Here is an 18,991-nt window from a genome sequence, read left to right as displayed (position 1 = left end):
TTTAAAACAATGCTCAGCTTAAATCTGTATGAAATCGTTGTTGAACCAGCGAGATAAATGAGCTTTGGTACATGAGTCAAAAAATGAGGCATTGTACAGTTGATCTGAATGCACTGATTTCTGTGCAAAGTTAAAATTTGATCACTGATCAAGCTTACCCACATTTAAAATGCTTTTGCCAAAGATACTGTGTCAAAGGTCAAGAAACTGCAATAAAAGTGTAATGTGTTGGTCATGAAATTTACACCCCTAATTCTTATAGTGGTGAAAATTTAAACTACAACGGATTGGCGCATGAACTTAAAGATTTCTGCATTGTGTTTGGCAATGCTTTCTGTGGGACTGGTGGCATGTAATGATGACAATGATCAATCAACACCACCAGTGGTTGAGGAAGCAACACCTGAAAGTATTAGCCTAAGTCTATTAGGTCGTTATGAAACAGGTATTTTTGCTGAAAGTGCAGCAGAAATTCCTGCTTATGATGCAAGCACCAAACGAGTATTTGTGGTCAACGCCAAAAAAGGTTTGGTCGATGTACTTGATGTGTCTAAGCCAGATGCACCTGTGCATATTGGCGAGCTCTCTGCACGTGAAGCCCTGGCAGAGTCAGAAGTAAATTCTGTGGCGATCAAAAATGGTATTGTTGCGCTAGCCGTTCAAGCCAAGCAAAAAACTGACAAAGGCATGGTGGCGTTTTTTGATGCTAAGGATTTAAAACTCATCAGTAAAGTTGAAGTGGGTGCTTTACCAGATATGCTGACTTTTACCTCAGATGGTAAAACAGTTTTGGTTGCCAATGAGGCTGAGCCTAATGATGATTATAGTATTGATCCTGAAGGCTCAATCAGCATTATTGATATCACGAATATTCGTCAGCCAACCGCAACTGTTGCAGACTTCAAAGCATTTAATGATAAAAAAGCAGAGTTGATTAAATCAGGTGTACGAATTTTTGGTCCAAAAGCGACAGTCGCCCAAGACTTAGAACCTGAATACATTGCAGTTAGCCAAGATGGAAAAACTGCTTGGGCAAGCTTACAAGAAAATAATGCCATTGCAAAGATTGATATTGTCGCAAAAAAAGTGACTGATATTTTACCATTGGGCTATAAAGATCATGGTCTGGCAAATAATGCTTTGGATGTCAGTGATAAAGATAAGAATATTAATATTCAAGCTTGGCCTGGTTTGATGGGCATGTATCAACCTGATTCAATTGCCCACTATCAAGCCAATGGTACCAGTTACTTAGTGACCGCAAATGAAGGTGACTCACGTGAATGGTTAAATGACACAACTGCATATTATGCTGGAGACCAAAGTAAAGGTTTTGCTGAAGCAATTCGAATGAAGCATTTATTCAATGTCAAAGGTTTTAATAATAAAGGGGATTATCCTGCGCATTTGACTCATCTTGTTGCTGGGGTAAAAGGAGCCAAATTGGATGCTACAGTCTTTGCATATTGTGGAGCAACAGCAACTGGTCCAGGTTTATGCCGTGAGGACGACCAATTGGGGCGTTTAAATATTGCATGGAATATGGGGTATGAAACCAATACCGATGGTTCTCCAAAACTAGATGCCAACGGATTATTGACCTATAACAAACTGTATAGCTATGGCGCACGCTCATTTAGTATCTGGGACACACAAGGTAAATTGGTTTGGGACTCAGGCAGTGAGTTTGAACGTAAAGTTGCTGAGTTATTTCCAAATTACTTTAACAGTGATCATGAAGCGGCTGCTTTTGATGACCGTAGTGATAATAAAGGACCTGAACCCGAAGGTTTGGCTTTAGGGACGATTGGTAAGAAAACCTTTGCCTTTATTGGCTTAGAGCGTCAAAGTGGGATTATGGTTTATGATATTAGTAATCCTCAAAAACCTGCTTTTGTGCAGTATTTTAACAACCGTACTTTTAAACAAGATCAGGTTTATAAAGATGCAAATGGTCAGCCAATTTTAGACAAAGAAGGTAAACAGATTCTCATTGAGAAAAGTGACTTAGGACCTGAAGGACTGACGTTTGTTTCTGCGAAAGATTCACCGAACGCTAAACCAATGTTGATTGTGGGTAACGAGGTGAGCGGTAGTACAGCAATTTATCAGATTAATTTAAAGTAGAATTTTAAATTAATCTCTTCGTTTTAAAGAGTGCTTTGGCACTCTTTTTTATTACATTTTCAACGCCCACTGTCCCAAAACTTAATATGTATAAGGGAGAGTGGGAAGCATTATATCTATAAATTACTGATCTAAGCCTAACCATTGTCTTTGATGATAAGCACCATCCCAAAATAACCATTCTAACTCAGCACCTTTGGTATAGGCTTTATGCATTTTCTCAAGTGTTGCGGCATCACAATGTTCAGCAATACGGTCAATAGTTGCCAAAACATTTTTAACCGCTTCATTAAACTCTTCACCAGAATAGGTATCGATCCATGCTTGATAAGGATTATTGGCGACAGATTTGTTGACAATATCTTTACCCACTTCAGCATAAATCCAGAAACAAGGCAGTAATGATGCCAATACCACTGGATAGCTTTCTGACCACGCTGTCGCTGTTAAGAAAGAGGTATAGTGATGGCAAGCAAGCGTCAGTGGTGTGTTTTCAAAATCAGCTTTGCTGATGCCGAAGTTTTGCATAAATCCATCATGCAAACTGCGTTCAACCACAATGGCTTCTTTCGCGCCTTGCGTAAATTGAATGATATCGTCAGCATCAAAGGCTTTTGCACCACAAATAGCCAACGCACGTCCATACGCCACTAAATAATGGGCATCTTGGATCACATAATGACAAAAAACGTCTTTGCTTAATGTGCCAGTAGCAAGTTCTTGATTAAATGGTAAAGCTAATGTTTTGTTATATAAGGCAAGATTACGTTGCCAAAGCTGTTGAGAAAAACTCATGTTATTTTCCTATGCGATCATTCAAGCAATTAAAGTCATTTTGAACTGGCAAGACTATAACAACTCTAGGTTGGTTTAGGTATTTGAATGCAGAAAATTCAACTGAGTTTGCATAAAAATATGACAAAGAACTTTTGGAGAAACCTAAAAAAGTCGTCATAATGTGCGCATTAAAAACCCAATTTTTATTTCAGTGTTCTGATTAAAAAACTATTCTCCGTAGGTCGTATTCTCATGATGAAACATTTTGGTTTCTCAATTTTTTTTACGGTTGTGTGTTTGGCTATATCTGCATATTGGGGCTTTACCCATGGTCCCAATGCAGGTGTCCAAGCCATGCTGTCTGCACTGACGATTACAGCGATTTTGGCTGTGATGGAAGTGTCTTTGTCTTTTGACAATGCTGTGGTCAATGCCTCTGTATTACGCAATTGGGATCATTTTTGGAAAATGATCTTTTTAACGGTTGGGATCTTGATTGCCGTATTTGGTATGCGACTGGTTTTCCCTGTTGTGATCGTTGCAGTGACCGCAGATATGGGCATGATTGAAGTTGTAAAAATGGCTTTAAATGATCCAATCCAATATTCAGCAAAATTATTAGCGCATCATGCAGAAATTGCTGCTTTTGGTGGAGCATTCTTATTGTTGGTTTTCTTAAACTTCTTCTTGGATGAAGGTAAAGACACTCACTGGTTTAAGTGGGTTGAAAAGCGTTTAGCAAATTTAGCCAATGTGCCTGCGATGTCGGTTTTCCTCGCACTCATTGCTTTGTTGGTGATGGCAGCCAATGTTGAAGAGGCAAAACGTCTTGTAGTGACCATGGCAGGTATTTGGGGTATTGTCATTTATATTGGTGTACAAGTGCTGAGTCATTTATTGGGTGGTGAACCTGAAGTTGATGAAGAGGGCAATGCCGTAGGACACGATGCCAATGGTGCTCCAACAGGCGTCATCAAAGCAGGTATCGGTGGTTTTATTTATTTAGAAGTCCTTGATGCCTCCTTCAGTTTTGATGGTGTGATTGGTGCTTTTGCAATTACCTCTGATGTGGTCATCATCATGTTGGGCTTGGCCATCGGTGCAATGTTCGTTCGATCAATGACGATTTATCTTGTTGATAAAGGTACACTTGATGCTTATGTCTACCTTGAGCATGGCGCACATTATGCGATTGGTGCTTTAGCTTTTATTATGATTGCAAGCGGTACTGGACTCCATGTACCTGAAGTGGTGACAGGATTGATCGGTGTTGCCTTTATTGTCTGGGCTGTGATCGCATCAATCCAATATAACAAGCGAATTGAACAACAAGATTAATCCTTTTTTAATAAAAAAGATTACAATGGGAGAGCACTTTGAAAGTGCTCTTTTTTATGCGCAATGTTTCCACAAAGTTGCCACAATATGCGATGATGTGTTTGAAAATTAGCTCGCCAGTTTTGATAAGCCAGTAGATATGATGAATCCTTTAGAACGCCGCTCGACCTTTGCATTAAGTAGTATTTTTGCTTTACGCATGTTGGGGCTGTTCATGATTATCCCTGTGTTTTCGGTGGTGGGGCAGTCTTATCAATATGCGACACCAGCCTTGATTGGTTTGGCGGTGGGTGTCTACGGTTTAAGTCAGGCAATTCTGCAAATCCCTTTCAGTTTATGGGCAGACCGTTTTAGTCGAAAGCCATTGATTGTATTTGGTTTACTGCTATTTGCTTTAGGTGGTGCAATTGCAGCCATGTCTGAAAGCATTTATGGTGTGATTCTTGGACGGGCGATTGCAGGGGCTGGCGCTGTATCAGCGGTTGTTATGGCATTGCTTGCAGATGTGACTCGCGAAGAAAATCGCACCAAAGCCATGGCTGTGATGGGTATGAGTATCGGCTTATCTTTTGTAGTCGCATTTAGCCTCGGACCTTGGCTAACCAGTTTAGTCGGTATTTCAGGACTTTTTTGGGTCACGACTGTGATGGGGTTGTTGGCAATTTCAATGTTGTTTTTGGTGCCAAAAACTACTCGTCATCATAAGAACTTTAAACAAGGCTATCTCAATCAGCTCAAACAAGTGTTAAAAATGGGTGATCTGAATCGTTTGCATGTTTCAGTCTTCGCGTTGCATTTATTGCTCACAGCCATGTTTATTTATGTGCCTTCACAGTTGATTAACTTTGCAGGTATTCCTTTAGCCAAACATGGCATTGTGTATTTACCACTGTTGGTGATTAGCTTATTTTTTGCTTTTCCAAGCATTATTCTTGCTGAAAAATACCGCAAGATGCGCAGTATTTTTCTCACAGCGATTGCAGGCATTATTGCTGGTCTGGTTATTCTTATATTTGGTTATGAATCCAAATATATTTTATTGCTCGGTCTGGGCTTATTCTTTATTGCTTTTAATGTGATGGAAGCCTTATTACCTTCATGGTTGTCCAAAGCTGCACCGATTCAGTCCAAAGCAACAGCAATGGGTGTCAACGCAAGTGCTCAATTTTTAGGTGCTTTTTTTGGTGGTACACTCGGTGGGCAATTAATTTTGCTCAATAATACAACAATGGGTTGGAGTGTTTTAGCAGCTATTGCTATACTTTGGTTGCTCATTAGTTTTGGGCTGGCTCAACCACGATATTTGACATCAATCGTTTTGCGATTACCTGAGGATAAACAAACCGATAATTGGACTTCTCAGTTATTGTCAATTCGTGGTATTGAAGAGGTCGTGGTGATGTCTGACCAGCAAGTGGCGTATATAAAGGTTGATAAACAGCAGATTGATGATGCTGCGCGACAACATTTAACGCAGTTGTTTGGGAAAGAGGTAGCCATTTAAACATAACTCTTATAAAGTAAAACATAGAATCGAATAGGAAGATAACATCTAATGCGTGGTGTAAATAAAGTTATTTTAGTTGGTACTTTGGGTCGTGATCCTGAGACGAAAACATTCCCAAATGGGGGGTCTCTCACTCAATTTTCAATAGCGACCAGTGAATCTTGGACAGATAAAAATTCCGGAGAAAGAAAAGAACAAACGGAATGGCATCGTATTGTGTTGCATAACCGCTTAGGTGAAATTGCACAGCAATATTTACGTAAAGGCTCGAAAGTTTATATTGAGGGTTCTTTACGTACACGTCAGTGGACAGATCAAAATGGTCAAGAACGCTACACAACGGAAATCCGTGGTGAGCAAATGCAGATGTTGGATAACAACCGTCAGCAAGGTGAAGCAGGTGAAAACGGGGGCTATAACCAACCACGTTTCAATAACAATCAACAAGGTGGTTTTAATAACAACCAAGGTGGTGGTTATAATCAAGGCAACCAAGGTGGCTATGGTAATGCAGCTCCACAAGGTGGTTATGGCAATGGTGGAAACAATGTTAATCAGGGTTTCCAGTCGCCTAAACCACAACAAGCGCCTGCAACTGCTCCAGCAGATTTAGATGATGATCTGCCGTTCTAGATCAAATATCTCAATTATTTATTTGAAGTTGATTTAATTTAAATTTCTTTAAACTCAAATATTTAATGTATTAAATAGCCTCTTTTATTTTGTAAATAAGAGAGGCTATTTTTATTTCATGCAGAGCGTAAGCTATCGTTTTTTCACTTAGCTTCGGTTGAGCATGCGAGGGAGTCTAAAATTTGGTAATTTAATAAAGAAAATTGCATTACCAGATAAAATTAAAATTACCCCGATCACAGCATTGATATGCCATTGATACCCTTCCCAAAAGGTCGAAATCAGCAAAGCGACCAATGGAAATAACAAGGTACTATACGCCGCTTTAGCTGCACCAATCCGCCCAACTAAATAGAAATAAGCAGTAAAGCCAATCACTGAGCCAAAAATAGCCAAATATAGTAAAGCACTCACTGCACTGAATTGCATATTTGGGAAAAACTCATCTTGCTTGATCACCGCGATCAGTGCCATTAAGATTGAACCGTACAACATGCCATAAGCATTGGTGGTAAAAATATCCAACCCCTTTTTTTGATGGCGTGCACTGATCATATTTCCCAGAGAAAAGCCGTAGGTTCCCAATATACACAGACCTATTCCTATCAGCGTATATTGATTTAAGCTGTTTCCCACGACATCATGCCAAAACAAGGCAATAATACCTAATCCACCGAGCAAAGCCGCAGGATAAAAATATGTAGAAACCTGCTGTTTAAAGAAAATTTTGGCATTCAGTGTGTTAAAAATCACTGCCATTGAAAAAATGACAGCTTCCAAACCACTACTGATATATTGAACTGCATAATAAAAGCAAACAAAGTTAAAACCAAAAATACAGCAAGCTTGCAGCATACAAAATAAATGGTCGTTTAAAGCTAACTTTTGCTTTTTTCGGCACAACATAATCACTGCAAATAAGAACATTGCTGAAATAAAGAAGCGCCAGAACACCGCCACATTGACCGATATACCACTTTGTTGTTGCAGAGTAATTGCAATCCAAGTCGTTCCCCAAATCACCACGACCAATACATATAGGAGTGCATTCATATTCTTTCAACCAAACTAAACGATCAGCACTATTGTGCTTGATTTAAGCCACCTATTTCTTGCACCTGCTTGCGGTGGCTATCATGAGCTTGTGGTTTTTTTCTACTCACATTTTTATATCAATGATAAAATAAACTTAAAGTCTTACACTCAATATTCAAATTTGGTACTGCGTATAGAAGATGAAATATCAGATTTTCGATCAATTGCAACAGCACAAAGCTCAACTGCTGGATTCGGTCGAGTTGGGTTCTGGTATGCAATTAGCCATGTGGCAAAATAACCAAGATCGTGTAAGTGTATGCAGTAACCACCATACCCTGAGTATGTATGTTCAAGGTGGGTATCACAGTTATCAAAAGACGGCACAAGGTTGGCACAATGGTGGTGGACCTGACCATATGTGCTTAATGCCTCAAGATTTTGAGTCAACTTGGGATCTACGAGATCCGCTCACTTTTGCGCATCTTTACTATACCAAGCAACACTTACAACGTGTAGCAGAACAAGTGTGGGATCGTGAGCCGAGTCAAATTATATTAGATCCGCAAATTTTTGTTGCTGATCCACAGATTGCCATGATCTATCGTCATTTTTTATTAAATACGGCTTGGCAGGACAGTGAAAACCACTTGCAAATGAGTACAGCCACGACACTGTTGCTCAATCATCTGATTAAAAATTATAGTGCTGCTCAGTGGCAGGCGCCAGAGATCAAAGGGGGCTTGTCGCCTTATACACTCAAACACGTATTGGAATGGATTGATCAGCATATTCAGCAAAGCTTGACCCTATCTGATTTGGCTCAACAAGCTCAACTGAGCGAATATCATTTTGCACATATGTTTAAGCAATCCATGCAGATCCCACCACATCAATATGTGATGCAACGTCGTCTGGAATTGGCTCATCAAGCTTTACAACAAACCAAAGCGAGTATGATGGACATTTCAGAACAATACGGATTCAGCTCAAGTAGCCATTTTAGCAATCGTTTTAAAAAGCAATTTGGGTATTCTCCATCTCAAATGAGAAAAGCTGAAAAAAGTCGTTATTAATATGATCGAGGCTTTGAAATAGAAGCTTTGGGTAATTTACTTATTTTGTAGTTTTCAATCATCACGGGTTTTCTATTCTGAGGCGTTACGGATATTACAACAAGGTCGAATGATCAACCTTGTTGTATGGGATGACACTAAAACTAAAAGGCAGTATTTTGAAAGGGGCTTAGAAAATACGTGAGCTGTGCATATAGTGATTGCTCACTTGATTATAGCTTTGCATGATCTGTTGGCTATTATTACTGCGCAGTGCTGAATTAAATTGATGCATATAATCGAGTAGTTGTGATTTTGCTTTGGTTGCAAACTCAGCAGTGATGGCTTGATCTTCATAGAGTAAAACATAGTTTTTGGCAAAGCCATAAATGATAAACAATGCTGTTTTCTCAAAGTCTGATTCGCAATCAAGAATTTGATCTTCACAGTTTATTTTCAGTTGTTTAAAGGCATCTGTACCAAAAGGAAGGTTTTGGAATTGCTCCAAAATAGCTGAGAACGTCATTTTTTAAAGTCCACGCAAAAAGAAAATTTACAGATTAATTCTTGCGAGGTCAAGCCACTTTGCAAGAACAACATGAAAAGCCTTTTTAATTTATAAAACCGATTTATTTTATTAAAAACTACAGTTTTACCGATTTAAATATTTTTCGTATAGTGGCTTCACAGATAAGCAATCCCTGAAACAAATTGAAGGAAGATCACATGAGTTTAATCAATACTGAAATTAAAGCATTCAACGCAACAGCATATAAAAACGGTGAATTTATTGAAGTGTCTGAAAAAGATTTCTTTGGTAAATGGTCAGTTGTATTTTTCTATCCTGCGGATTTCACCTTTGTTTGTCCGACAGAGTTAGGTGATCTCGCCGATAATTATGCAGAATTCCAGAAAATGGGTGTCGAAATTTATTCAGTCTCTACAGATACTCACTTTACCCATAAAGCTTGGCATGACAATTCAGACGAAATCAAAAAGATTCAATATCCAATGATTGGTGATCCAACTTGGGCATTGGCAAAAAACTTTGAAGTGCTGATTGAAGCTGAAGGTCTTGCAGACCGTGGTACATTTGTCATTGATCCTGAAGGTAAGATTCAAATCGTAGAAATCAATGCCGGCGGTATTGGTCGTGATGCACAAGAGCTATTGCGTAAGGTCAAAGCTGCACAATATGTCCATACTCACCCAGGTGAAGTTTGCCCAGCAAAATGGAAAGAAGGTGATGCGACACTTGCGCCATCAATTGACCTGATTGGTAAAATCTAATTGTTCAATGATTTTGAGTCTCAAAAAACCAGAAGTGCTACTTCTGGTTTTTTATTTTTAAATTGGCTTTAGAGAACATAACCCTCTTGTTGAGGGGCATAAGCACGGATGCCTTCAACAAGATCCTCAATGAGTTTTTCCATCACTAAGCGTTGTCCTTTTCTGGATGCATAAACCAGTTGTACAGTCCCGATATTGGAACACCATTCAGGTAAAATATGAATCAAACGACCCGAAACAATATCTTGTTCTACGGTTAAATAAGGCAGATCGGCAATGCCTAAACCATCCAAAACTGCATAATAGGCACCCATCAAGTCATTGCTCTTGATACGCGGTTGCAGAGGAATATCGATTTCCTCTTGTTGCTCGTTATGATGTAAATGCCAATGATAATGCTGTTTGTCTGTACCTAAAACAATGCTTGGAAACTCACATAACTCGGTGACATGCTGAATTTCACGGTCGCCTAAAAGTTCAGGACTAATCACTAAACAATGCGTGGTTTTAATAATGTCACGAACAATGATACTAGAGTCTTCATTCATGGTGAAATTGGTACGAATCGCCAAATCAATATCATCATGCAAAACATCGATACGTCGACTGGTCAATGCTAATTCAACATTGACCTTGGGATATTTTTTTAAAAACTGATTTAAAATAGGACGAACTTGGTGTTCTAACATCACGGGAGGGCAACTAATTTTAATCAGTCCCTGCAATTCAACTTTTTGCTTTAACAGTACATTCTGTGCAGTATCAGCTTGATCAATAATCTTGGAGCATTCTTCAAAAAATTCTTGCCCTAAAGGTGTGACTTTAAAATGCCGTGTCGAACGTTGAATTAAAGTGACATTGAATTTTGCTTCCAAATCCAAAATACGTCGGCTAAGTTTTGACTTGGTAATGTTACTGGCTTCACTTGCAGCACTAAATCCGCCATGCTTTACAACCAAATAAAAATAATAGTAGTCGTCAAAAGAATGCACAGCTATATCTCTGAATTGGGTTGTTTAGATCATATCACTGATAGGAAAATACACTCAATCATATCCACTCAAAATAGAAATGTAAGCGCTTACATTTCTATTTGAGAGCAGATTGTCTTATTTTTGAGAAGTATTCTGATTGTAACTGTTGATCAGGTTACGGTAGTCAGGTATATGGTTGCCAAATAATGTACCTAAACCTTCGATGTCATTGCGCCAGTCACGATGTAATTCACAGGCAGCACCAAACCAAGTCATTAACTGTGCGCCTGCACTGCTCATACGATCCCAAGCTGAATCACGAGTGAGTGGATTGAAAGTGCCAGAAGCATCGGTAATCACAAACACATCAAAGTCTTCTTCAAGGGCTGAAAGGGCAGGAAAAGCCACACAAACTTCAGTCACAACCCCTGCAATAATCAATTGCTTTTTGCCAGTTGCTTTTACAGCTTTCACAAAGTCTTCATTGTCCCAAGCATTGATTTGACCAGGGCGAGCGATATAAGGTGCATCTGGAAAGAGTTGTTTTAACTCTGGTACAAGCGGACCATTTGGACCATCTTCAAAACTGGTGGTTAAAATGGTTGGAAGGTTAAAATATTTAGCTGCTGCTGCGAGTGCCAATACATTATTCTTAAATTTATCTGGATCAATATCACGTACTAAAGACAACAATCCTGTTTGATGATCGACTAATAATACGGCTGCATCTTCTTTATTTAAACGAACGTAAGGTTTGCCCATTTTTTATATCCTGAATTTAAAAAAGTTTAAATTGTGCTTAAAAACAAAACAAATTGCTTTGTATGGACTTTATCTTAGGGGGTTTATATTGAACAAATAAGTCTAAAAAGTGAGATAAATAATCCCATATATAAGATTATTATCAGGCAAGTAAGAGGGAGTATTGGGCTTTAATGTCCTATATTTGAGATACAGTGTATTGATGGGTTGCTGTATTCAGCACTTTAAAAAACATAAAATACAATCATATTAAAGCCTAGAGATAGGAGTATTGAGATGAAAAGAATTATCGGTGTATACCGCAATCAAAATATGCATTGGGTGGGTGATGGCTTCCCAGTGAAAAGCTTGTTTTCTTATGATCGTTTAGGTCAGGCAATCAGCCCGTTTTTACTTTTAGACTATGCCGCACCTTATACATTTGCACCGAGTCATGAACAGCATGGTGTGGGTTCGCATCCTCATCGTGGTTTTGAAACAGTAACTATTGCATATCAAGGTGAAGTGACGCATAAGGATTCACATGGCGGTGGTGGAACGATTAAAACTGGTGATGTGCAATGGATGACTGCGGGCGCTGGTTTAGTTCATGAAGAATTCCATTCACATGAGTTTACCGAAAAAGGCGGTCTGTTTGAAATGGTTCAGCTTTGGGTAAACTTACCTGCGGCAGATAAAATGACTCAACCGAAGTACCAAGCCATTTCTGCACAAGATATTCCTGTGATTCATTTTGATGATGATGCAGGGCATTTGCGTGTGATTGCTGGAAAATATGCTGAACAACAAGGCGCTGCTTCAACATTTAGCCCTGTGAATGTATGGGATGGTCAATTAAAAGCAGACCACACGCAAATTGTTCATGTTCCTGTTGACCACAATGCGTTGGTGGTTGTCCTTGAAGGTGAAATGCTACTCAACGGTACGCAAAAAGTACTCGACAGTTCGATCGTCATGTTTGATCAAGATGGCGATGTAGCAATTCAACTTGAAGCGGTGCAAGATGCTAAGTTTTTGGTATTGACTGGTAAACCGTTGAATGAACCTATTCAGGGTTATGGTCCATTTGTGATGAATACCAAGGAAGAGATCGTGCAAGCTTTTAACGATTTCAATCAAGGTAAATTCGGCGAAATTGCAGCAGAAGCTTAAACAAAGGCGGATTGTAAAATCCGCTTTTTTATACTCGAAATTGTATGAAGTTCGGGTCTGAAAAAGAAAAAAGAGCTTTGATCTCATCAATCAAAAGCTCTTTACGCTGTAGTTTTCTTGTATTCGAAATTGCTATTCTTATACGATGGTTTTAATGTATTTCATGCATCATAATAAATGAAAAATGTGAAGTAAAGCACATATTGGGTTGTTTGTCTAAATTCTGAGCATAATGATAAAAATTGATCAAGGCTTATTATGCAAACAACAGCAAAAATTTTCATCTTATAGGTAAATTTCAAAGTGAAAAAAAAGGATCTCTATTCCACACTATAGAGATCCTTTTTGTGCTGTAGTTTCTTTTATTGTCGATATAGTCATAATTATTTGTTTTTGTTATAAATGTGATTTGCTTATCATTTTTATGCTGTAAATTTTAAATAAGAAAATACGGTTTGTAAACGATTTTTTAATAAATAGTTAAATTATCTTTATGTTTTTAACAGAATTTTTCAATATATGAAAATAAAAATGAAATATAAATCATGTAGATCGCATACATTCGCAGTGTTTAGGATTCCGATGAATGGTAAGCTTAAAATGGGCATTTTTTTCTAAAAAAATTCCAACAAAAAAAGTTAAATGTGGAACTTTTTAATACCGTGATTTAATCCGCTATAGCTCATAATAAAAAAAATGGTTACGCACGGATAATAACTTTGGATATTGCAGTGATTGGTAGTGGTATGGCTGGCCTAGCTACCGCAAGAATTCTTAAAGATGCAGGTCATCACATTACCATCTTTGAAGCATTACCTGGTCGTGGGATGGATAGTCACAGTATTGAGTTTGAAGGTGGCTTAATTGATGCGCCATTACGTGTGATGAATCCACATTTATGGAAAAACACGCTTAGCCTAGCGACACATTTGGGTATAAAAACATTTCCTGTACGTACTTTTATGGCGTGCAGTTGGTTATTTGAAGATAAAACAGAAACATGGTTGACCACCTCTCGTACTCGGATTGGTAATTTTCCGATTATCAATAACCGCAAAGGCATTAAGCAGTACGGATGGCGTTTGGTGAAAGGGATGTTGCAACTTAAAACAGCAATTTCTCAGTTTTTTAAATCTAAAAATCAAGAGATTACCCTCGCAGATTTTATCAATCAGAATGAAATCGAAGAAGTATTTTGGCATGGTGCGGTAATGCCAGTGCTCTATACAATTTGTACCTGTGACCCTAAAACGATTGGTGAATGGCCAGCAAAGCCGTTGTTAATCTTTTTAAAGCAATTAACTGATGGCGATGCATTGCTTCGTTTACATGGCGGTACACCTGCTTTTGTCGATAAATTAATCGAAGGCATTGATATACATAGCAGTTCTGAAATTACGCTGGTTGAAGAACAGGGCGAAGGTGTTTTGGTTAAAAATGCTCAAGGCGAGCAATTCCAGTTTGATCGTGTTGTGGTTGCCACCCCGACCAACAAATTGGACAGTTTTTTAAATGTTGAACAGTTTGCTGATGATATTGAACTTTTGAAAAAGTTTAAATTTGAGCAGGGTGAATTGGTCATGCACACTGATCCAACGGTGATGCCTCCAAACCGTAAAGACTGGTCAGTGTTGAGCTATATGATGGACCGTAAATTTACCAAGCAACAGTTCACGGTTTGGCTCAACTCGATTGAACCGAGTCTGGTGGGCAAGTCTCCAGTCTTCCAAACTTGGCGTCCTGTCACGACAATTGATCCTAAGAAAATCATTTCAACAGTGACCTTAACGCGAGCTGTGGTAGACTCTGAAACTGTTGCGCTGAATAAAGAGTTGCAAGCGCGCCATAAAGTGGCAAATCGCAAAGTCTTTTATTGTGGTTCATGGTCTTGTGATGGCTTACCTATCCTTGAGTCAGCGGTCACTTCGGCAATGCATATTGCAGAGATATTTAATGCACCATTGCCATTTAAAGGTTTAAAGCCTAATGTTGAGGTCGCACCACAACTCGGTTATTAATGCTAAATCAGATGGGTGGTGTGTCAGCATCACTTTCAGATTGAGCATTTAAACATGAAATGGATTCAAGCAATTCAGCAACAACTTCCCAAACATAAATATGCAATCAATGCAAAGATGTTGGGCGATACCGCTGAATGTGCTTGGACCAATCTCGGCTTGTGGACAGTAACAACGTCTTCCTACCCCCAAGCCTGCCAACAGCTTGCACAAGGACTTGCAGACGCCGTGCAACTTCAATCGCATGATCGTGTGCTAGATTTGGGTTGTGGGCAAGGTGCGAGTTTAAAATATTGGTTAACGCATTATCAGATTCAGCATCTTGAAGCAGTAGAGCTACAACCACACTGCGTCAAGAAAATTCAAAAGCTACTTCCCCGTGTTAAAGCAGTTCATTGCCAATCATTTTTGAATTTAAATAAAAACCTTTTCTCTCAAGCTTTTGATGTGGCGATGTGTATTGATGCAGCCTATCATAGTGATTTAAATTCATTTCTGACTTCAGTTGCACCACTTTTAAATTCAAAAGGACGTTTAGCTTTTCATTATTTGATGCTGTCAGATGTCCATTTAAATTCAAAACAAAAACTCAAATATCAATACTTACTCAAAGCAGCAGATGTTCGATTCAAAACTTTAAAGACAGAACAGCAAATTCATCAAGGACTAGCACAACATCATTTTAACCAGATTGAGATTCAAGATATTTCTACAGCGGTATTTGCTGGGTTTAGTCAATATATTGCTGCTAGAAAAGACATGGGGCGAGGGCTGGATCAATTCAAAATACAGATGACAGCCAAGCTCTGCGAAACACTATTTAACGAGGGCGTCGTGCGCTATATACAGATCAGTGCGATAAAAGCATAAACATAAGATTTTTTAATTGAAGAAATCGGAAAAAGAAGACCGATATGACGATGCAAAAAGCATGATTCAGAAACAACAAAGCCTCACTAAAAAAGCGAGGCTAAGTAAAAAATGGTGCCGGCACACGGATTCGAACTGTGGACCTACTGATTACAAGTCAGTTGCTCTACCAACTGAGCTATGCCGGCAACGTGGCGAGAATTCTACAGAAAAATGATAAGAATGCAAGCCAAAAAATAAGCACTTGAGTGAGTTAAAGTTTTTTTATTTAAAATCAAAGATTTTTAAAATGTTTGGGAAAGCTGTAATATTGAAAGAGAGGTTAAAAGAATTAAACTAGTAAATGCCGGTTTGTACAATATAGATTGGTTTTTTAAGCAATCTGTCATCTAATTTTAGAATTGTGCTGATTTTAGATACTTAGCCAAAAATTGTCATTGAAAAAACCACACTATTGGCAAGCAATAAAATTGCAAATAAAACGATTTGGAAGTTTTTCATAGTATTTATTTTTTAGTGTGAAATAATATGCATTATTTTTATCAAAGTTGAATTGATATGTAAATAGTGAAGTATTTATTATTTCAAAAAAACATATTATTTTTTTAGTATTTTTAAATCCAAACCATATTTTTCTGATCTTGAATGATTTGATTTTCCTTGGAATTGTTGGTTGTGTATCAAATATCTTCTAGGATGGTCTCGTTGGATCAATCACTCAGCCAAAATGAGTTAAAGTGGATGGATGCGATAGAGATGAAATGGTTGTGTACTGGCAAAAAGGCTTACTGAAATGTAAGCCTTATGGTTTTTAGTGAATTTGAATAAATCTTTATCCGATTTAAAAATATAGACTTATTTTCTCCTCAAAATATGATCTAAATCTTGTGCGCATTCTTCTAGAGTGATTGCCATATCAAATTGCATTTGGGGTTTCAATTCGTTTGCGAGTTTTCTCCATTGCTCAATCAACTGGATAGCTTTCTGAATTTTATGTTTATTTACATCCTTGGCAATAGTTGGGGTGTATCCACCACGTTTAGCATTTTTGACTTGTCTTACATAATTGGCGCTGTTATTCATTGTTGCTCCCGAATAGCAGTTTTATGTCATAAACTTGTTTGAATCGCTAATAGGTACTGCATCATCATTATCTAAAGAGAATATTACATCTATATGATTTTTATTTTGTATTTCACCTCCTTTGCATATATCGAGAAGTTCTTTTCACTTGATACTAATTCAAGAAAGTATGAATTGAAATAGGGAATTGTCTGATTCATTCAGTGGATATGTATCTATTTGCTTCAAAAAACAGTTTAAATATCGTATAACTCAATGAAGTCAAAAACAGAACAATTGAGAATGAAAAGATTCAGTATTTTATTATTTTGGGTTTCGGTTGCACATGCTGAAGTTCCGAATGAATGTCAGTTGGTTGAAGAAACCTCCGCAATGTTAATGCAGTTACGTCAAAGTGGTTTGTCGCTGGATGATGTGGACTTTAATCCTGAAGCCTTGTCTGCAAAAGAGCAGGTATTGTTAAAAGGTATGATTGACGATGCAAAGGATGTTCCGATTTATCAAATTCCTTTAACCCGTCAAAAAGCCATTGATGATTTCAAAGTCAAGTGGCAAGAGGTGTGTCAGTCAGCAGATGTAGTGACGCCGACTGAAACGAGATAAGCTCTTATTTTTCGATCAAGCTAAGAAGTCTGTTGAGGTCAGACAATTTCAGATTATCCCATTCGATCAGATTGAAATAAAACCGATGTGTCTAAAACAGATCGGTTTCAGTAAAAATTACAGGTTACTTGTGCTTGATGTTTTAAGCAGATCAATCACAGTTAAGTGAACCGATAAACCTGACCTTCTATTTTAAGGTCTACAGATTTGATTTGTTTCATCGGGCAGTGATCTAAAATAATACTTAAGCCTTCATCAGTTAAATTTTCACCATCCGCTCCCCACGTAACCACTTGACATGATTTGTTATCTTGGGTCGAAATTTTTAATTCGTCGATCCGCAGGTCTTTGAATTGATTGGCTTTCATAAATTCAATACTGATCATCTGATCAACATTGGGTCTAGGGTCAGCACTATACATAAACCAAATCAGTGGATATGCAGTGTTAGAACAATCAACACTGTATTCATTTGCTCCACAATGCTGCATTTTAATCACTGAATTTGATGACTTTTTAACGCTTTGTATTGGTTGAGTTGATGAAGTAAGACTATCGGAAGGCTGTGCAGATACCTTATCTATTGCGACTTCTGACGCCGACTTTTGTGTTGGTTCAGACTGGATGATTGTCTCATGATCATTTTCTTGTGGGTTTGACTTGGATTGATTGAATAAAATATAAATAATCGCGATCAGTGCGACGATCATAATTAGATTGATGATGATTTGTGGCTGAAGTTTCATGTCATTCTCCTTTTTAGTTTTTTATCAATAGCTGATCAACGCTAAAGTTTATTTAGGCTTGAGCAGTAATCCGCCCACAATCAAAAGAATCAGTACACCACCAATAAATTTACCCACAGAAGGGAACATCACCGCAGGCCAAATCACGCCTTGCCCTAAATGGTAGGCAAATGATTTGTAGCTTTGTGATCCCCAATAGTTTTGGTAGAGGGCAAATAGTAAGCCAATGATGAAGTAACCACGAATGAGCCAAGATGTAATGGATGTATTCATTTATTTTCCCCCAAGTGCAAATTTAAGAAGTAGGTAAAACAGTCCAAACATGATCATCAAGCCGATAAAGGGGAGCCCTAGAAAACAGATAATCACGATCACACAAACGATTGCTGCTATCGTTCTCATGACTTACTCCCTCAAGCATTGCAGACCGCTTTGCATCAAGTCGTATTGAAATGATTCGGTCTGAGTCAGTGTGTAGAGGTTGTTCTTTAAACTGTCTTCTCCGTATTTACTTTCGAGTTTTTTATAGGCGCATTTGCATGCGCTACGGTCCATACCCGTAGACTGACAGCCACTGATAAACTCACGTTCTGATTTACTGGCGCAACCGAGTGTCAGGAGTGAACAGGTGATGATTAAAATTGAAGTGTGAATGTTCATCATTCTCTCTCTTTTATTGTTGTGGTTATTTTTTAAATTTAGATTCAGCGATTTGATCAAATTCAAGGCGTAGCTTGCCTGTCCAAAGAGCAGTTATGCCTTTAGATCAATCTAAGCTGAAATAAAATCTATTAATTTTGCCAAAGGCAGGGGATGTGCCTAAAACGTTTTTGAGAAAGAAATAAAAATAAGAAATGTTTAGTCATGGTTGACTCCTTAGGTTAAAGAAGTCCTGCCGAATCACTGTCAATTGATTATGGTGGCAGAACGAAAAGGGGTTGACAGACTGAACCTAAGAATCAGCACACCCGAAGGTGTCCCCCTCCCGTTCTACCGCAGAGGGAGCACGAGAACTCACACC

The 18,991-nt window shown here is 38.3% G+C and carries 19 protein-coding genes and 1 tRNA gene; 10 read left to right on the top strand and 10 right to left on the bottom strand.

Annotation, left to right across the window (positions count from 1 at the left end):
* The first annotated feature begins 294 nt into the window (after positions 1 to 294).
* Entirely contained in the window at positions 295 to 2,127 is a 1,833-nt protein-coding gene (locus tag AC1Z3T_RS14240; RefSeq protein ID WP_100886148.1) for a choice-of-anchor I family protein, read from the top strand.
* 123 nt (positions 2,128 to 2,250) lie between these two features.
* On the opposite strand, the gene tenA is transcribed toward AC1Z3T_RS14240, so the two are convergent.
* The gene (tenA, locus tag AC1Z3T_RS14235) at positions 2,251 to 2,922 is read right to left on the bottom strand and encodes a thiaminase II (protein WP_005035207.1); all 672 of its coding nucleotides are present in this window, start codon (positions 2,920 to 2,922) and stop codon (positions 2,251 to 2,253) included.
* 237 nt (positions 2,923 to 3,159) lie between these two features.
* Between tenA and AC1Z3T_RS14230 the strand changes: the two genes are divergently transcribed.
* The 3 genes from AC1Z3T_RS14230 (at position 3,160) to ssb (ending at position 6,382) form a co-directional block, all read left to right on the top strand.
* Positions 3,160 to 4,242 (top strand): DUF475 domain-containing protein, encoded by a 1,083-nt coding sequence (locus AC1Z3T_RS14230; RefSeq protein WP_171249373.1) that lies wholly within the window; start codon positions 3,160 to 3,162, stop codon positions 4,240 to 4,242.
* A 139-nt stretch (positions 4,243 to 4,381) separates the two neighbouring features.
* Entirely contained in the window at positions 4,382 to 5,746 is a 1,365-nt protein-coding gene (locus tag AC1Z3T_RS14225) for an MFS transporter (protein ID WP_009585507.1), read from the top strand.
* A gap of 51 nt (positions 5,747 to 5,797) precedes the next feature.
* On the top strand, positions 5,798 to 6,382 hold the full coding sequence (ssb, locus tag AC1Z3T_RS14220; RefSeq protein WP_004826134.1) for a single-stranded DNA-binding protein: 585 nt from the start codon (positions 5,798 to 5,800) through the stop codon (positions 6,380 to 6,382).
* A 147-nt stretch (positions 6,383 to 6,529) separates the two neighbouring features.
* On the opposite strand, the gene AC1Z3T_RS14215 is transcribed toward ssb, so the two are convergent.
* Positions 6,530 to 7,435, bottom strand: coding sequence for a DMT family transporter (locus AC1Z3T_RS14215; RefSeq protein ID WP_009585506.1), 906 nt, complete (start codon positions 7,433 to 7,435; stop codon positions 6,530 to 6,532).
* A gap of 182 nt (positions 7,436 to 7,617) precedes the next feature.
* Between AC1Z3T_RS14215 and AC1Z3T_RS14210 the strand changes: the two genes are divergently transcribed.
* The gene (locus AC1Z3T_RS14210; protein ID WP_058967350.1) at positions 7,618 to 8,493 is read left to right on the top strand and encodes an AraC family transcriptional regulator; all 876 of its coding nucleotides are present in this window, start codon (positions 7,618 to 7,620) and stop codon (positions 8,491 to 8,493) included.
* 169 nt (positions 8,494 to 8,662) lie between these two features.
* Here the strand turns inward: AC1Z3T_RS14210 and AC1Z3T_RS14205 are convergent, their stop codons facing one another.
* Complete coding sequence (locus AC1Z3T_RS14205; RefSeq protein WP_042087865.1) at positions 8,663 to 8,998, bottom strand: hypothetical protein; 336 nt, start codon at positions 8,996 to 8,998, stop codon at positions 8,663 to 8,665.
* 200 nt (positions 8,999 to 9,198) lie between these two features.
* On the opposite strand from AC1Z3T_RS14205, the gene ahpC reads away from it, so the two are divergent.
* Positions 9,199 to 9,762, top strand: coding sequence for an alkyl hydroperoxide reductase subunit C (gene ahpC / locus AC1Z3T_RS14200; protein ID WP_009585469.1), 564 nt, complete (start codon positions 9,199 to 9,201; stop codon positions 9,760 to 9,762).
* A 68-nt stretch (positions 9,763 to 9,830) separates the two neighbouring features.
* Here the strand turns inward: ahpC and AC1Z3T_RS14195 are convergent, their stop codons facing one another.
* Together AC1Z3T_RS14195 and ycaC are read right to left on the bottom strand one after the other, a co-directional pair.
* Complete coding sequence (locus tag AC1Z3T_RS14195; protein ID WP_005035221.1) at positions 9,831 to 10,754, bottom strand: LysR substrate-binding domain-containing protein; 924 nt, start codon at positions 10,752 to 10,754, stop codon at positions 9,831 to 9,833.
* A 117-nt stretch (positions 10,755 to 10,871) separates the two neighbouring features.
* Entirely contained in the window at positions 10,872 to 11,498 is a 627-nt protein-coding gene (gene ycaC / locus AC1Z3T_RS14190) for an isochorismate family cysteine hydrolase YcaC (RefSeq protein ID WP_004826162.1), read from the bottom strand.
* 276 nt (positions 11,499 to 11,774) lie between these two features.
* On the opposite strand from ycaC, the gene AC1Z3T_RS14185 reads away from it, so the two are divergent.
* The 3 genes from AC1Z3T_RS14185 (at position 11,775) to AC1Z3T_RS14175 (ending at position 15,538) form a co-directional block, all read left to right on the top strand.
* Positions 11,775 to 12,650, top strand: coding sequence for a pirin family protein (locus AC1Z3T_RS14185; RefSeq protein WP_042087867.1), 876 nt, complete (start codon positions 11,775 to 11,777; stop codon positions 12,648 to 12,650).
* Positions 12,651 to 13,369: 719 nt separating this feature from the next.
* Positions 13,370 to 14,668, top strand: a complete 1,299-nt coding sequence (locus tag AC1Z3T_RS14180) for an FAD-dependent oxidoreductase (protein ID WP_009585502.1) — start codon at positions 13,370 to 13,372, stop codon at positions 14,666 to 14,668.
* 54 nt (positions 14,669 to 14,722) lie between these two features.
* Positions 14,723 to 15,538 (top strand): SAM-dependent methyltransferase, encoded by an 816-nt coding sequence (locus AC1Z3T_RS14175; RefSeq protein ID WP_483396709.1) that lies wholly within the window; start codon positions 14,723 to 14,725, stop codon positions 15,536 to 15,538.
* A 112-nt stretch (positions 15,539 to 15,650) separates the two neighbouring features.
* Here AC1Z3T_RS14175 and AC1Z3T_RS14170 read toward each other — a convergent pair.
* A tRNA-Thr gene (locus AC1Z3T_RS14170) sits at positions 15,651 to 15,726 on the bottom strand.
* Positions 15,727 to 16,393: 667 nt separating this feature from the next.
* Entirely contained in the window at positions 16,394 to 16,621 is a 228-nt protein-coding gene (locus tag AC1Z3T_RS14165; RefSeq protein WP_004826172.1) for a hypothetical protein, read from the bottom strand.
* 255 nt (positions 16,622 to 16,876) lie between these two features.
* On the opposite strand from AC1Z3T_RS14165, the gene AC1Z3T_RS14160 reads away from it, so the two are divergent.
* Complete coding sequence (locus tag AC1Z3T_RS14160; RefSeq protein WP_483396708.1) at positions 16,877 to 17,224, top strand: hypothetical protein; 348 nt, start codon at positions 16,877 to 16,879, stop codon at positions 17,222 to 17,224.
* A 161-nt stretch (positions 17,225 to 17,385) separates the two neighbouring features.
* Here AC1Z3T_RS14160 and AC1Z3T_RS14155 read toward each other — a convergent pair whose 3' ends face one another.
* From AC1Z3T_RS14155 to AC1Z3T_RS14145, 3 genes are all read right to left on the bottom strand, one after another.
* Entirely contained in the window at positions 17,386 to 17,970 is a 585-nt protein-coding gene (locus AC1Z3T_RS14155) for a hypothetical protein (protein ID WP_483396707.1), read from the bottom strand.
* 48 nt (positions 17,971 to 18,018) lie between these two features.
* Entirely contained in the window at positions 18,019 to 18,243 is a 225-nt protein-coding gene (locus AC1Z3T_RS14150; protein ID WP_005035236.1) for a hypothetical protein, read from the bottom strand.
* Positions 18,244 to 18,375: 132 nt separating this feature from the next.
* A complete protein-coding gene (locus tag AC1Z3T_RS14145) occupies positions 18,376 to 18,630 on the bottom strand; it encodes a hypothetical protein (RefSeq protein WP_004826180.1) in 255 nt (84 codons plus the stop codon).
* Between the last annotated feature and the right edge of the window lie 361 nt (positions 18,631 to 18,991).

The sequence above is a fragment of the Acinetobacter sp. B-6 genome (assembly GCF_056930735.1).
The sequence above is the reverse complement of the archived record's forward strand: the minus strand, read 5'-3'. Positions and strand labels throughout refer to the sequence as shown.

Bases quoted from the DNA above. Each gene is read 5' to 3' on its own strand.
- AC1Z3T_RS14210 (WP_058967350.1), top strand. From the start codon at position 7,618: ATGAAATATCAGATTTTCGATCAATTGCAACAGCACAAAGCTCAACTG.
- ahpC (WP_009585469.1), top strand. From the start codon at position 9,199: ATGAGTTTAATCAATACTGAAATTAAAGCATTCAACGCAACAGCATAT.
- AC1Z3T_RS14225 (WP_009585507.1), top strand. From the start codon at position 4,382: ATGATGAATCCTTTAGAACGCCGCTCGACCTTTGCATTAAGTAGTATT.
- AC1Z3T_RS14215 (WP_009585506.1), bottom strand. From the start codon at position 7,435: ATGAATGCACTCCTATATGTATTGGTCGTGGTGATTTGGGGAACGACT.
- AC1Z3T_RS14205 (WP_042087865.1), bottom strand. From the start codon at position 8,998: ATGACGTTCTCAGCTATTTTGGAGCAATTCCAAAACCTTCCTTTTGGT.
- AC1Z3T_RS14155 (WP_483396707.1), bottom strand. From the start codon at position 17,970: ATGAAACTTCAGCCACAAATCATCATCAATCTAATTATGATCGTCGCA.
- ssb (WP_004826134.1), top strand. From the start codon at position 5,798: ATGCGTGGTGTAAATAAAGTTATTTTAGTTGGTACTTTGGGTCGTGAT.
- AC1Z3T_RS14160 (WP_483396708.1), top strand. From the start codon at position 16,877: ATGAAGTCAAAAACAGAACAATTGAGAATGAAAAGATTCAGTATTTTA.
- AC1Z3T_RS14185 (WP_042087867.1), top strand. From the start codon at position 11,775: ATGAAAAGAATTATCGGTGTATACCGCAATCAAAATATGCATTGGGTG.
- ycaC (WP_004826162.1), bottom strand. From the start codon at position 11,498: ATGGGCAAACCTTACGTTCGTTTAAATAAAGAAGATGCAGCCGTATTA.
- AC1Z3T_RS14145 (WP_004826180.1), bottom strand. From the start codon at position 18,630: ATGAACATTCACACTTCAATTTTAATCATCACCTGTTCACTCCTGACA.
- AC1Z3T_RS14175 (WP_483396709.1), top strand. From the start codon at position 14,723: ATGAAATGGATTCAAGCAATTCAGCAACAACTTCCCAAACATAAATAT.
- tenA (WP_005035207.1), bottom strand. From the start codon at position 2,922: ATGAGTTTTTCTCAACAGCTTTGGCAACGTAATCTTGCCTTATATAAC.
- AC1Z3T_RS14230 (WP_171249373.1), top strand. From the start codon at position 3,160: ATGAAACATTTTGGTTTCTCAATTTTTTTTACGGTTGTGTGTTTGGCT.
- AC1Z3T_RS14165 (WP_004826172.1), bottom strand. From the start codon at position 16,621: ATGAATAACAGCGCCAATTATGTAAGACAAGTCAAAAATGCTAAACGT.
- AC1Z3T_RS14240 (WP_100886148.1), top strand. From the start codon at position 295: ATGAACTTAAAGATTTCTGCATTGTGTTTGGCAATGCTTTCTGTGGGA.
- AC1Z3T_RS14150 (WP_005035236.1), bottom strand. From the start codon at position 18,243: ATGAATACATCCATTACATCTTGGCTCATTCGTGGTTACTTCATCATT.